This is a genomic window from Photobacterium sp. 270122K, assembly GCF_059941365.1.
This window is the reverse complement of the sequence record NZ_JBPOEN010000004.1, coordinates 259310-272658: the sequence shown is the minus strand read 5'-3', so window position 1 is coordinate 272658 and position 13349 is coordinate 259310. Positions and strand designations below refer to the sequence as shown.

General features: G+C 46.6%; 12 protein-coding genes. 10 read left to right on the top strand and 2 right to left on the bottom strand.

What is annotated here, in order from left to right; translation table 11 throughout:
- Positions 1-14: 14 nt before the first annotated feature.
- Positions 15-776: an FCD domain-containing protein gene (locus ACSF8W_RS09720; protein WP_500847113.1), complete on the bottom strand. Its 762-nt coding sequence runs from the start codon at positions 774-776 to the stop codon at positions 15-17.
- 186 nt (positions 777-962) lie between these two features.
- On the opposite strand from ACSF8W_RS09720, the gene ACSF8W_RS09715 reads away from it, so the two are divergent.
- The 9 genes from ACSF8W_RS09715 to ACSF8W_RS09675 all read left to right on the top strand — a co-directional run bounded on the left by ACSF8W_RS09715 (position 963) and on the right by ACSF8W_RS09675 (position 11247).
- Positions 963-1838, top strand: coding sequence for an N-acetylneuraminate lyase (locus ACSF8W_RS09715; RefSeq protein ID WP_500847112.1), 876 nt, complete (start codon positions 963-965; stop codon positions 1836-1838).
- Complete coding sequence (locus ACSF8W_RS09710; RefSeq protein WP_500847111.1) at positions 1832-2746, top strand: ROK family protein; 915 nt, start codon at positions 1832-1834, stop codon at positions 2744-2746. The genes ACSF8W_RS09715 and ACSF8W_RS09710 overlap by 7 nt, the downstream gene beginning before the upstream one ends.
- A gap of 59 nt (positions 2747-2805) precedes the next feature.
- Positions 2806-3780 carry a TRAP transporter substrate-binding protein gene (locus ACSF8W_RS09705; RefSeq protein ID WP_500847109.1) on the top strand — a complete coding sequence of 325 codons (975 nt, stop codon included), beginning with the start codon at positions 2806-2808 and terminating at the stop codon, positions 3778-3780.
- Between the two features lie 61 nt (positions 3781-3841).
- Entirely contained in the window at positions 3842-4309 is a 468-nt protein-coding gene (locus ACSF8W_RS09700) for a TRAP transporter small permease (protein WP_500847108.1), read from the top strand.
- Positions 4309-5604, top strand: coding sequence for a TRAP transporter large permease (locus ACSF8W_RS09695; protein ID WP_500847107.1), 1296 nt, complete (start codon positions 4309-4311; stop codon positions 5602-5604). The genes ACSF8W_RS09700 and ACSF8W_RS09695 overlap by 1 nt, the downstream gene beginning before the upstream one ends.
- Before the next feature lies 1 nt (position 5605).
- A complete protein-coding gene (locus tag ACSF8W_RS09690) occupies positions 5606-6727 on the top strand; it encodes a glycoside hydrolase family 88 protein (RefSeq protein ID WP_500847105.1) in 1122 nt (373 codons plus the stop codon).
- Positions 6728-6744: 17 nt separating this feature from the next.
- Complete coding sequence (locus ACSF8W_RS09685; RefSeq protein WP_500847104.1) at positions 6745-7203, top strand: NanQ anomerase/TabA/YiaL family protein; 459 nt, start codon at positions 6745-6747, stop codon at positions 7201-7203.
- A gap of 214 nt (positions 7204-7417) precedes the next feature.
- A complete protein-coding gene (locus ACSF8W_RS09680) occupies positions 7418-8200 on the top strand; it encodes an efflux RND transporter periplasmic adaptor subunit (RefSeq protein WP_500847102.1) in 783 nt (260 codons plus the stop codon).
- On the top strand, positions 8197-11247 hold the full coding sequence (locus tag ACSF8W_RS09675; protein WP_500847100.1) for an efflux RND transporter permease subunit: 3051 nt from the start codon (positions 8197-8199) through the stop codon (positions 11245-11247). The genes ACSF8W_RS09680 and ACSF8W_RS09675 overlap by 4 nt, the downstream gene beginning before the upstream one ends.
- 106 nt (positions 11248-11353) lie before the next feature.
- Here ACSF8W_RS09675 and ACSF8W_RS09670 read toward each other — a convergent pair whose 3' ends face one another.
- Positions 11354-12178 (bottom strand): enoyl-CoA hydratase/isomerase family protein, encoded by an 825-nt coding sequence (locus ACSF8W_RS09670; RefSeq protein WP_500847099.1) that lies wholly within the window; start codon positions 12176-12178, stop codon positions 11354-11356.
- Between the two features lie 161 nt (positions 12179-12339).
- Between ACSF8W_RS09670 and ACSF8W_RS09665 the strand changes: the two genes are divergently transcribed.
- Positions 12340-13296 carry a LysR family transcriptional regulator gene (locus ACSF8W_RS09665; protein WP_500847098.1) on the top strand — a complete coding sequence of 319 codons (957 nt, stop codon included), beginning with the start codon at positions 12340-12342 and terminating at the stop codon, positions 13294-13296.
- The last annotated feature ends 53 nt before the right edge of the window (positions 13297-13349 follow it).

Sequence of the window (13349 nt, the reverse complement as noted above, 5' to 3'; positions counted from 1 at the left end):
ATGATGGCTGTTTGTTACTGATCTGCTTGGTTTATCACATATTGTATATGTTGAAGCATACATTGTTCAGCCTTGTCAGGATCGCTGTCTTCAATGGCTTGATAGATATTACAGTGATGCACATAGCTTTGTTCATGCAATTCAAAGAAGCTCTCTTTTTGTCGCGCTTTGATCAGCCAGTCGATGAATGCACTGTACATGCTGGATGCCATAGGGTTATTTAAGCACTCGATGATCGTAATATGAAACTGCACATCGGTTTCCACAAAGCCTTCGTAATCACCTAACTTCGCTTTATTGTTTGCGAGTGCGATTTTTAGTTTTTCTAAATCATTCTCTGTTCGTACCCGCGCGGCCTCTCGGACAACGGCCACTTCAAATAATTGACGAATCTGTTCAAATTGAACGCGTTCTGCTTGCTGGGCCAGCACGCCGATTGCAATGCCTGAGACATTGCTGATGACGGTTTCAACACAAGGGCGGGTTACTCGTGTCTTTTCTCCGCTTTTGATCTCGACTAAGCCTTTTTGTGCGAGCTTTTGCAAAGCTTCACGCACAGAAGGTCTGCCCACATTGAAGGCTTCCATTAAATCTCGCTCAGAAGGCAGTGTGTCACCTTCTTTTAGCGTGTGGTTAATGATTAATCGCTCTAGCTCATCACTGACGTGATCTGAGAGCTTCTTCTTTTTCAGAGGCTTCAAAGAGCCATTTCCAAAAGGTGACATCGCGTCCTCTAATTTACGAATGATTCCGTTAGTAACGCCGCAAAGTTGCATTTTAAATGTATGAAGTTAAAGGCTATTGCAATTCACAACGATGAGCTTGGTTGCCGTTCAGGCGATGATCCTAGTATACAGAAAAGGATCCTATTATACCATCTGTGATCATACTCACAGACAGTATACTGGTATGACAGCATACTAGTCTTATCAACTTAGAACAACACACAAGAGAATAAATCCATGAACTTATCCGGCTTATATGTAGCAACTCTGACGCCTTTTAATGCTGATGAAACCATCAACACTGAAGATTTAGCGAAACTGGTTGAATTCAACTGCCAATCAGAACTAGAGGGGCTTTATGTTGGCGGTTCAACCGCTGAAGCGTTTATGTGCTCAACAGAAGAGCGTATTCAGGTACTTGAAATTACGGCTGATAAAGCATCTGCTGATAAAAAATTGATTGCGCACATTGGTGATATTTCAACGCGTAAGAGTGAAACGTTGGCAAAAGCGGTACGCGATCTGCGTTATGATGCGATTTCAGCAGTTACTCCGTTCTATTACCCAGTCGGATTTGCGCAATTGAAACAACATTATCAAGACATTATTCAGGCATCGGGTAAGCCAATGATTGTTTATAATTTCCCTGCTTTTGCTGGCGTGAATTTATCTGGCGATCAAATTGAAGAATTGCTTAATATTGATGGCGTAGTTGCGCTTAAACAGACATCGGCAAACTTATACCAAATGGAACAAATTACTCGCCGTAACCCTGATATGACGGTGTACAACGGGTTTGATGAAATTTTAGTGTCGGGTTTGGCCGTTGGTGCGAAGGGCGGTATCGGTTCTACTTATAACGTTCAAGCTCAACGTATCTCGAATATCTACAATGCGATTCGTAACAATGATGTGGCAACAGCAACGGCATTACAGCGCGACGCTAACATTGTGATTGATACTTTGGTAGAAGGTGGCGTTATCCCATCTTTGAAGTATGTACTGAAAGCGAAGGGTATTATTCAAAATGAGACATGTCGTCGCCCAATGAATGCTGTCAGCGCTGAAAATAAAGCGAAACTGGAGGCATTGATCGAGAAAGGGTTATGTTAATCGGTTTAGATATTGGTGGGACGAAAATTGAAGGAGTGTTAGTTGAACCTAACACTCTGGAAGTGGCGAAAAAGATTCGCGTTCCCACACCTAAAACGAATTATGCTGATTTCCTCTGTGCGGTGAAAGGCGTGATTGATGCATTGGTAGAAACGTCAATCATGTCTATTGGTATTGGGTGCTGCGGGTCGGTATCGTCAGATTCAGGGTTGATGAAAGGTGCAAATATTTTGTATCTGAATGGCCAACCTTTTCTGCGAGATATACAGGCGACTTATCCCGTACCTGTTGAAATGTCGAATGATGCAAATTGTTTGGCTATTTCAGAATTTAAAACCGGTGCTGCAAGTGATGCCGCTTCTTCTTGTGTTGCGATCATCATCGGAACTGGGTGTGGCGGTGGCGTCATTATCAATAGTGGAATCGTTGAAGGGAAACATGGGCTTGCGGGTGAGATCGGTCATAATCCATTACCCGGTTATTCGGTAGAAAAAGACGGTGAGTCGGTAACGTGTTATTGCGGTTCAACTAACTGTAATGAATCCTTTGTTTCTGGTACTGGGTTTGAAAGAAGCTATGCGCTGAAGTATCCACCACTGAAAGCAAAACAGATATTTGATAGTGCACAGCGCGGGGATACGCAGGCATGTGCGCATATTGAATTGTTCTGTGACCAATTAGCACGAGTTATTGGCTCACTTGTTAATGTTATTGACCCCGATATTATCGTATTAGGGGGGGGACTATCTAATCAAGATATTATTTACCAACAAATTGAAAATAGCATTGGAATGTATACCTTCACTAAGTCAATAACGACAAAGGTGGTGAAGGCGAAACACGGTGATTCAAGTGGTGTTATTGGCGCAGCCATGCTCCCATTAATGAAAGGCAAAATTTCGAAATAGTAAAACATTATGCCGATATATATCGGCATAAATTGAATTTCATTTAAGGAATGATAAGAATGAAACTGAAAACAGGTATTGTTAGCCTATCTACAATTATTGCAACATTTCTATCATTAGGCGTAAATGCCACCACGCTACGTTTGGCTGATACGATGCCAACAGGTGTACCAAATTCTGATGGTGTTTATTATTTTGCAGATAAGGTTGAAGAGTATTCAAATGGTGAACTTACGGTAAAAGTGTTTTCAAATGGTATTCTTGGTAACGAACGTGAAAATGTTGAACACCTAAAACAAGGTGTCATTGATATGGCGCGTATCGGTGCAGCAACACTTGACAGTTTTACTGATTCTGTTAAACCTGTAACGTTGCCCTATATTTTCAATAATACCGATCACCTTATTCGATCTATGGATGGTGATGCAGGGAAAACGTTGTTTACCGAAATGGAAAAGGACGGTATTCATCCCTTGAATTATTTTGTTGTTGGTGCTCGTTCTTTCTACACCAAGAGCAAACCTATCCATACCCCTGACGATCTCAAGGGGATGAAAGTACGCGTTATGCCCTCTCAGATGGCGATTAAAACAATGGAACTGTTAGGCGCATCGCCAACGCCATTGCCGATGGGGGATGTGTACGCAGCACTTCAGCAAGGGGTGATTGATGGTGCCGAAAATGCCCCTCAAGCACTGATCGAACACGGTCATGGTAACGTGTCGAAGTATTTTTCATTTGATGAGCACTTCAATTATCCAGAATTTATCTTGATTTCAGAAAAAACCAAAAAACGATTAAGTAAAGAAGAACTGGATATTATTGAGCGTGCAGCAAAAGATGCGACAGTCTATGAAATTACACTAGCCAAGAAAGCGATTGATCAGGCTATTGCTGAATCCAAAGGTAAGATTCAATTTAATGAAGTCGATAAAGCGTTATTCCAAGCGAAAGTACAACCGCTTTATAAAGAAGTTACCGATTCAAATCCTGAATCTAAGTTGATCATTGAACAAATCAACAGCGCTATATAATTACTCACTATAAGGGGCTTATATAGTCGTAAGCCCTTTTCTGTTTTAGAGTTTTTAAATCATGAAAGAAAAAATAAATAAAATATTTGAATACGCATTGGGTTCCATGTTTGTATTGATGTTAATATTAACTATCTGGCAGGTGGCATCACGATTCATATTTAATGATCCAAGTACCTTTACAGAAGAAGCTTTACGCTTCATGATTATCCTTATGGTTATTTTAGGATCAGGATATGCAACATTAAATGATATGCACTTTGGTATGGCATTATTAAGCAATTCATTGAAAGGAACAAAAAAACGTTTTATTGTTTTGTTTAATCATATTATATCATTGGTGTTTAATATCTCTGTATTTATCTACGGTGGATATATAGCTGCATCATCCAATATGGATCAAACATCCCCAGTGTTAGGGATACCTCTTGGTGTTATTTATTCGGCTTTCGTTGTGTCTGGTTTTCTATGTTCAATTATCAGTATTATTAAAATAAAAGAAACATTCAGTCAAGGAGAGACCGCATAATGGATATATCACAACTATCTGTTCTCATGTTGTTAGTGACGTTTGTATTATTGTTGGTATCCGGTGTACCCATTGGTATTACGATGGTACTGGCGGCATTAGTCTCTATCGCTCCCTTTATCCCACTAGAAAGCTCCGTCTTCATTGCAACGCAGAAAATGTTTGCGGGATTGGATAGCTTTGCATTGATTGCACTCCCTTTCTTTATCTTTGCCGGTAACATGATGAATCGTTCCGGTGTGGCTAATAAACTGATTGCGTTTTCGCAATTGATGATCGGTTTTATTCCTGGTGCACTGGCGTTAACAAATATCCTCGGTAACATGATTTTTGGTGCTATTTCAGGTTCGGCGATTGCCTCTGCAACCGCAATGGGTTCAACCCTGACGAATGCCCAGAAGAAAGAAGGGTATGATCCGGCATTCATTGCTGCTACGAATATAGCATCGGCGCCAACAGGGATGCTGATCCCGCCTAGTGGTCTTTTCATTATTATTTCACTGGTAACGGGGAGTTCAATTTCGGCTCTGTTCATGGCGGGGTATTTGCCGGGTATCTTAATGGGTATCGCTTGTATGGTCGTTGCTGTGTTTTACGCCAAGAAAAACCAGTACCCTGTCACCAAAATTCCTGCGTTTAAAGAAGCGGTACGTATCACGTTAGAAGCGATCCCTGTTTTGTTATTGGTGATCATTGTGATGGGGGGGATCCTATCGGGTATTTTCACTGCAACAGAAGCCAGTGCGGTGGCATCGCTATATGCCATCATATTAGCCGTGGTTTATCGCACACCGAAGCAAGAATATTGGACGGTTGTGATTGAGACAGTACGCGGTTCTGTACCGGTGCTATTTATGATTGCGGCCTCCGGCATTATGTCTTGGTCGTTTGCTTTTACAGGGATTCCTGATTTAGTGAAAGACTTCCTCGGCGGTATACCAAATCCGATTATGGTGCTGTTAGTGATCAACATTATGTTGTTGGTGATCGGCACTTTCATGGACGCAACGCCAGCGGTATTGATTTTTACTCCTATTTTAATGCCTGTTGCCACTTCGATTGGTGTGGATCCTGTGCACTTTTGTGTGATTGTGGTGATGAACTTGGCGTTAGGTATTTGTACACCTCCTGTGGGTACCTTGCTCTTTGCGGGCTCGGCCGTGGCAGGCGTATCTGTTGAACCGGTAATAAAAAAACTTATCCCTTACTTCATCGCACTGTTCATTATTCTCATGTTAGTGACCTATGTGCCGGCGATCAGTTTGGCGCTGCCTCGGTTATTTGGGTTGATTTAATATGCATGCCATTAAGCAGAAAATTATTCAGAAGTTGTCCCTGCAACTTCTGAATATCGGCAACGATAATCCGAAAATCGGGCGTCAGGATTTAACTTGGGTGATGTGTGAGTCGGGGTATTGGGTTGCAGGCTTTTATGTCGGCGAGCTCTGGCTGGCATACATGCTTACCGGAGACGAAAAATTTGCCAATCAAGCGCGTATGAGGAGGCCGTTTTTTGAGCACCTGTTAAATCAGCCATCACTCATTAATCATGATTTGGGTTTTCTATTTTCTTTAACGGAGGTTGCGCAATATAAGTTGACTGCGGATGCCTCAGCGAAGCAATTGGCACTTCGGGCGGCTGAGTCTCTGCGAGCACAGTATCAGCAGGTGGGCGAATTTATTCAGGCTTGGCCACTCACAAAAATCAATACTGAAAACCGGAATGAACTAGCCGCTGGACGTATGTTGATTGACAGTTTTGAAAATATGGCCTTACTGTTTTGGGCCCATCAACAAACGGGCATACAAAGTTTTTATGATGTGGCTTATGCGCATGCGAATACAGCGGTAAAACACCTTATTCGTGAAGATGGTAGTACTTACCATACGTATAAGTTCGATCCGGCGACTCAAGAGCCAATTAGAGGAGAAACGCTTCAAGGTTTTAGTGATGAGTCTTGTTGGTCGAGAGGACAAGCGTGGGCTATTCATGGGTTGTCGCAAATATATCGTTATACACAAGACGCAGATTTTCTCATCGCTGCAAATAAAGTGGCGACATATTGCATTGACAATCTTTCGCCAGAAGGGCTATGTCCTTGGGACTTTACCGCGCCGATCGATGATCGAGGCGTGATTTGGGATTCATCGGCAACGGCAATTGCTTGTGCAGGTTTAGCGGCATTGGCGGAATGCGATGAGGTTAATCGCGAATATTACCGCGATGCGGCAGTGCGCATGATGGAAGGCCTGTTAACACATTGCTCTTTATTGGATAACGATGAGGCGCAAGGGATGTTGGATTTTGGAGCCTATTTTGTTCAACGCGGTGCCGATCGTGCAATGCTCCCTTATGGCGATTATTTTTTCTTTGAAGCCGTGTTGAGATTAGAAGATCACCACGCCTTGTTTTGGTAATTTAGTGAGTAACGAATATGATTATTTCTGATATTGCGCACTGTGGTCAACACAGGCAAATTGACGCCATCATTCAACAAGTCATGGCGACGGATCCTCTTCACCTGTCGACCGGTGAGCATGTCATTGAAGGACGATTTGTGTTTTTTAATCGAGTCAGTGGTGAAACGCGCCTGATGCGAGATTCACTGTCTGAGGTGCATCGCCAATATATTGATGTCCATATTGTCTTAACCGGCCAAGAGACAATTGGGTATGGCATTCAACCAGCGGATGCGGCATGTATGTCTGATCAACGTTTTGACAATGATGCACAATTGAATACCAGTGTGAATGATGAGCAATTTGTCACACTTCATCCTCATCAATATGCCATCTTCTTTCCGGGGGAATGGCACCGTCCAATGATTGCTTCTGTCTTGCCGGATAAGATTGAAAAAGTGATCATTAAGATTGATAAAACGTTTCTTGATTAGTCGTAATAGCTACTTGAGATAATGAATGATATACCGCCGATCTCTCGGCGGTTTTTTATCTTATGTTTTAGATTTCCCACGTATCCCTCCTCTCTCCCTTCGACATTTTATCCACTTTTCCTTGTTTACACTGGTTGTCGGTGGCTGGCCTATTGACCACCAATAGCCTGTCGTCTTTTCCTGATAACAACGTATCACAAGCAAGGAATATCCAATGAAAAAAGCATTGTCGCTGCTGACGTTATGCCTGCTCTCGGCAGGGGCGTTTGCAGATAATTATATTGTTGGCAAGTTAGCGCCAGAAAAGCAGGTGGAAGTGCGCAGTGAAGTCAGCGGCATTGTGGATAGCTATCAGGTGGACAGTGGTGATGCCATTAAACAGGGCGCACCATTGCTGTCGATTTCACAGCAGGATTACACCTTGGAAGCCGACTTGGCCAAGTATGATCTGGCGGTCAAAAAGGCCGAGCGCGATATGCAGGAAAAACAGCTAATCCGCTATCAATCCCTGTTTAAAAAGCACGGGATCTCGGAAGGGGATTATGAAAACCAATTGCGCCTGACTCATATCAGCCGGGCCGAACAACAGCGCAGTCAAACCCAGTATGCGATTGCGCAGCGTACGCTCACCAAAGCCACGCCGAATGCGCCGTTTGACGGTGTGGTGGCCTTGCGCGCAGTGGAGGTCGGGCAGTTTATTTCGGTGGGTGATGCCCTTTATACCCTTGCCGACATTCATACATTGAAAGTGCGTTTTCACGTACTGGAAAGTGATTTTGATCAGTTCCATAAAGGCGATACGGTGCAGGTGACCATTCCAGCTGATGCGCAAACCGTGGCAGGGACGGTCTCATTGTTTTCACCGGTAATGGCCGATAATGATCCGGGCTTTTTAGTGGAAGTGACCATTGATAATGCCCAGCAGCAGTGGCTACCGGGTATGGAAGCTTACGTGCATGTGAATGAGCACACGCCAACGGCAGAGGCGGGTCAATGAATACCTTATTAAACCTACTGTTTACCCGAAAATATGCCGCCAAGCTGCTGACACTGTTAATTATCGGTATCGGTGCTTGGACAGCTTACCACCTGCCATTGGCGGAAAAGCCCCGTTTCGATATGCGTGAAGGTAACATCGTGACCCAGTATCCGGGGGCGACGGCGTTGGATGTGGAAAGTAACGTCACCAGTAAGCTGGAAAAAGAGCTGCTGTCGATTTCCGGTATCAAACAATTTACCTCAACTTCGGAAAACGGCCGTTCGGATATTGCTTTTGAGTTGGACAGCCAGGTTTCCGATCCGAATGCGGTTTATCAGGATGTGCGAGATGCCATCACCCGCGTTTCGGATCTACCCAGTGGCGTGACCGATGCGCCAACCTTGTCCATCAAAAAATCCTACAGTCTGGATTTTATGGTAGTGGGTATCGCCGGAGATGTACCGTATGCCACCTTGCGTGATAAAGCGAAAAATCTCGAGTTGGCATTACGCCGCGTGCCCGGGATTGGCGAAGTGCATCCGATTGATTTACGTGATCCGGAGTTTTTGATCCAGTTAGAACCGATTTCACTCAAGCGTTATGGCTTTACGCTGGATGAAGTGGCCAGCATTATTGCCGAGCGCAATGCGCTGATCAGTGGTGGCCGCTTGGAAGCGTTGAAAGACAATCCGGAATTGATCACCGCTGCTGAGTTGAATAGCTTGCAGGCGCTGCGTGAGATGTTCATTGCGTTCAGTCCGAATCTGCAACTGCAAGACGTCGCCGGTGAGATCACCGCAGGGTTTGAAAAAGGGGCGTCTTACGGTTCGATTAACGGCAAGCAAAGCATTTTGTTTGATTTGCGCACCAATGAAAGTGCCGATGTGATTGCCACCTCAAAGGCGGTGAAAGCCTTATTGTCACAGCAAGAAGCCCAGTTAGGGGATACTTATACGCTAGCCATAGGCTCTGATTTGTCGGCGGACATTCAAGAAAAAGCCAATATTGTGCAGAGCAACGGCTTGATGGGGTTGGTCTTGGTGTTGGCGACGTTGGCTTTGTTCTTAAACAAACGTATTGCGTTTTGGGTGGCGATTTCGATCCCGGTGTGTATTTTTGGCACCTTGGCAGTATTGCCGCATTTTGGTCAGATCCTCGATGTGTTTACCTTGTCTGCCCTGATTTTGATCATCGGGATCATCGTTGATGATGCGGTGGTGGTGAGTGACAAAATTGTCTCGCTGGTGGAAGAAGGCTACGAACTTGACCGTGCGGTGATTGATGGGGTGAAAAGCGTGTTCCCGGCCGTGGTGGCGAGTATTGTGTCGACCATGGTGGCCTTTATTCCGTTGCTGTTCTTTCCGGGTAACAGCGGCAAAATGATGTACGTGATCCCGCTGACGGTGATCATCGCACTGTGCTTCTCATTCATTGATGCCTTGATTTTTATTCCGGCTCATCTCAAAGGCGTGTTGAAAAAAGGCCACGGCCTAAAAGCAAAGCCTGATTCAAAATCTGATTCAAAGTCAGGCCAAGGCGGTCAGTTTACGCTGATCAACCGAGGCATTGCCGCTGCGATTGGGCAATACAAATGGGTGTTGCCAGGCGCCATTATTGCGGTGGTGGCGATGGGAGCGGTATCGCTGAAAAACATCAGCTACCTGTTTTATCCCACCGACGGCGCGTACCTGATTGAAGTCAGTGCCGAGGCGAACCCAGAGCTGGCGTTGGATGATGTGTGGCAACAAACCCAAGCGTTAGAAACGCTGTTTGCACAGACGCCAGAAGTGGCGTACTGGTTCGGGGAGGTTGGCTCCCCCAATAGCACATGGGTGCTGTCGTTAACGCCTGCTAATGATCGTACCCGCAGCGCTGAAGCGATAGTGGCGGACTGGGAAGCGCGCATGGAAGGCATGGCGGGATTAAGCCAAGTCGAGTTTGATATCGATGGCGGTGGCCCGCCGGTAGGGCGTCCGATTGACTTGCGCATTGTCGGAGGGACTGATGCGGGGCGTGAACAACTGGCAGATGACGTCGCAGCCACGTTGCGTACCTTGCCGGGCACCACGCGCGTCAAACGGGATGTGAATGAACCGGCCCCGCAGATTGAAGTGGCGTTGCAACATCGCTGGCTGACGTATTACGGGATCAGTGCCACGCAAGTGGGTGACATTATTCAATACGCCATTGAAGGGCAGCGTGTGACGCGTATTTTCAATGGTAAGGAAGAAGTCCATTTCCGTGTCACCTTGGAAGAGAACGACAAGTCACTGGCCGAGTTGGATCAGATCCGCGTCAGGGCGAAAGACGGGCAACTTGTCCCCCTGAACAAACTGGTGCGCTGGACGTGGCGTGACACGGTCGCGCAAGTTGACCACTTTAACGGTGAGCGAGTGATTCGTGTGTCGGCAGGGTTAGATGCCAGCGTGACCGATCCGTTGACGGTGTTTGAACAGGTGCAGACGGCCTTTGCCCGTGACAATCTGGCCGAAGGGAAAGATTATGCGGGTGCGCGTATTGTGCCGATGGGACAAATTTTGGAAACTCAAGAAGCGCAGTCCGGTTTTACGGTTGCGATTGCGGTGGCGTTGATCGGCATTGCACTGATCCTGTTGTTGTTGTTTGACAATGTGCTGGAGTCACTGATTGTGCTGGCGGTGATCCCGTTTGGTATTGGTGGTGCGCTATTTATTTTGTTCCTGCATAACCAAGTGCTGAGTTTCTTTTCGATCATCGGCATGATTGCGCTCATCGGGATCATGGTGAACAACAGCTTGGTGCTGATCTGGCATTTGAAAGACACGGTGCACGAGCGTGCGGCCTTAGGTTGGGTGGCGTATGTCATCAAAGGCACGCAAAGCCGCGTGCGCGCCATTAGCCTGACAACCATCACCACGGTCGCGGGGCTGATCCCATTGGCGTATGGCTTAGGTGGTTATGATAACTACATGTCGCCGATGGCGCTTGTGGTCGGGTGGGGATGTGTGATTTCCTGGGTAGTGACATTGACCGTGATCCCATCGCTGTATTTGTGGGTGATGAAAGGGCGAACAGGCGCACAATAAGCCGCTGACATTGGCCTCTTAAACAGAAAAACCGCTGATGGCGTTTATCGCTATCAGCGGTTTTTTCGGTTGGCTTAGTGCGGTTAGCCGTGTTTATTACTACCGCTTATTTTGATAATTCGGCCGCTGTATCCACAAAAATCCCTTGAATATCTTTGGCTTCACGTTCGGTTTGGCCGCCGTGTTTTAAGAACGCCGCAATGATGCTGGCTGTCTTCTGCTCTTTAGCGCGTTCTAAGAAGTAACGCAGTTCTAATTCGGCACCGGCGTCTTCATCGACGATGGAGGTGGCGACAATCTCCTTGTACATCACGATATCGCGCACTTCTAATGTGCTGATCACGCCCAGTGTGGCCGCAAGGAAAGCCTCCATCTCTGCCTTAGGCACAAATTGGGTAATGATGTTCAACTGCTCCGCTTGTTGTGCGGTGAAGTCGTTGCCCAGTAGCAATGCCTGTAGTGCTTTGTTTTTCCCCATGCGACGGGCAAATTGCACCGCACCCTGACCACCGGTTGGAATGTTGACGTGAATTTCTGGCTGCGCAAATGCAGCGTTTTCAGTGCCGTAGGCCAAATCACACGCCATCACAAATTCGTTACCGCCCCCACGCGCCACACCGTCTACCAGCGCAACAGACAGTTGTTTCATCGCTTTGATATTGGCAATCATGTGGTTGAACTCAATCGATGCCGCTTGGCCGCCTTGTGTCCCGTTGATCACGTTCAAATCCAAATGCGCCAAGAAGAAGGTCTCATGCAGGGATTTGAAGACCACCACTTTGGTATCACGGTCATCTTTCAGTGACAACACAAAGGCATTAATGGCGTTGATTAAATCACTGGTGATCACATTCACGGGTGGGTTGTTGATCGCCACTGTCGCAATGCCGTTGTGGTGAGTGATAGCAAGCAAGTTTGATTGAGCGTTCATCGTCGTATTCCTTATGGGATGGGACATCAGTAAAAGGCCGTGTCCTCGTTGTGTGTGATTACTATAGGCGTGGAATACGTTAAGATAAATGAACGAATCGGCACATTATTGGTGCTGTAAATGCAACAAATGAAAAGACAGACGAAAGAGAGAGGCGTGGGATGGATTTTTCCAGTCGATTATTACTGCTGTTAGACGTGGTAGAGCAGGGCTCGTTCACGCAAGTGGCAGAGCAACGGCATGTGGATCGTTCGGTGATCTCCAAGCACATTGGCCGGTTGGAAGCGGAGTTGGGCGTGCGCTTGCTTAACCGTACTACGCGTTCGCTTTCGTTAACGGCGGCGGGCAAAGAAATGGTGCATCAGGCGCAACAATTGCGAACCCTGCTCAATGATACCCACCGCTTGGCACAGAATTACCATGCCGAGCCGCGAGGCAGATTGCGGATCAGCAGCCATACCATGTTCGGGCGTCAGTATGTGCAGGCGGCCATTGCCCGTTTTCAGCAGCACTATCCGGAGGTGGAGATTGAACTGCGGCTGGAAGATCGGGTGGTGGACATGGTGAAAGAGGCGGTCGATATCGGTTTTCGCATCGGGAAGCCGAAAAACTCGACGCTGATTTCCCGCAAAATCGCCCGTTGTCGCATGTTGATTGTGGCGTCTCCGGCGTTTATTGCTCGGCATGGTGACATTACGACACTGGCGCAGTTGGAATCCCTGCCCGCAACCATTTATGCCGCGCCGGGGTTGCGGGTCGACAAGTTCGGGTATCTGGATGGCGATAATCAGCCACAGACGTTTCAGCTCAATGCGGCCTATCAGGTTAACGATGTGGAAATGGTGATCAAAAGTGCAGTGGCGGGCAATACGCTGGCCGTGGTCACCGCACAGATGATGCAAAATGAAATTCTGGATGGGCAACTGGTGCCGATCATGACGGATTTGACGCTGGATGACTTTGGCACGGTGTACGCGGTGTACCCGCATCGCGATGCGCCGATCAAAACCAAATTGTTTTTGGACACACTGAAAGAGATTGTCGGGCAGGATACGCCGGTATGGGACAGTTATATACCGGCGTTTGATACCTTGTACGGCGGGGGCAATCCCCTTTAATCGCTTGCCGCCGGCTTGTGAGGAGAAAGCAAATCAAGGGCATAGCACTCGTG

Bases quoted from the DNA above. Each gene is read 5' to 3' on its own strand.
- ACSF8W_RS09720 (WP_500847113.1), bottom strand. From the start codon at position 776: ATGCAACTTTGCGGCGTTACTAACGGAATCATTCGTAAATTAGAGGAC.
- ACSF8W_RS09715 (WP_500847112.1), top strand. From the start codon at position 963: ATGAACTTATCCGGCTTATATGTAGCAACTCTGACGCCTTTTAATGCT.
- ACSF8W_RS09710 (WP_500847111.1), top strand. From the start codon at position 1,832: ATGTTAATCGGTTTAGATATTGGTGGGACGAAAATTGAAGGAGTGTTA.
- ACSF8W_RS09705 (WP_500847109.1), top strand. From the start codon at position 2,806: ATGAAACTGAAAACAGGTATTGTTAGCCTATCTACAATTATTGCAACA.
- ACSF8W_RS09700 (WP_500847108.1), top strand. From the start codon at position 3,842: ATGAAAGAAAAAATAAATAAAATATTTGAATACGCATTGGGTTCCATG.
- ACSF8W_RS09695 (WP_500847107.1), top strand. From the start codon at position 4,309: ATGGATATATCACAACTATCTGTTCTCATGTTGTTAGTGACGTTTGTA.
- ACSF8W_RS09690 (WP_500847105.1), top strand. From the start codon at position 5,606: ATGCATGCCATTAAGCAGAAAATTATTCAGAAGTTGTCCCTGCAACTT.
- ACSF8W_RS09685 (WP_500847104.1), top strand. From the start codon at position 6,745: ATGATTATTTCTGATATTGCGCACTGTGGTCAACACAGGCAAATTGAC.
- ACSF8W_RS09680 (WP_500847102.1), top strand. From the start codon at position 7,418: ATGAAAAAAGCATTGTCGCTGCTGACGTTATGCCTGCTCTCGGCAGGG.
- ACSF8W_RS09675 (WP_500847100.1), top strand. From the start codon at position 8,197: ATGAATACCTTATTAAACCTACTGTTTACCCGAAAATATGCCGCCAAG.
- ACSF8W_RS09670 (WP_500847099.1), bottom strand. From the start codon at position 12,178: ATGAACGCTCAATCAAACTTGCTTGCTATCACTCACCACAACGGCATT.
- ACSF8W_RS09665 (WP_500847098.1), top strand. From the start codon at position 12,340: ATGGATTTTTCCAGTCGATTATTACTGCTGTTAGACGTGGTAGAGCAG.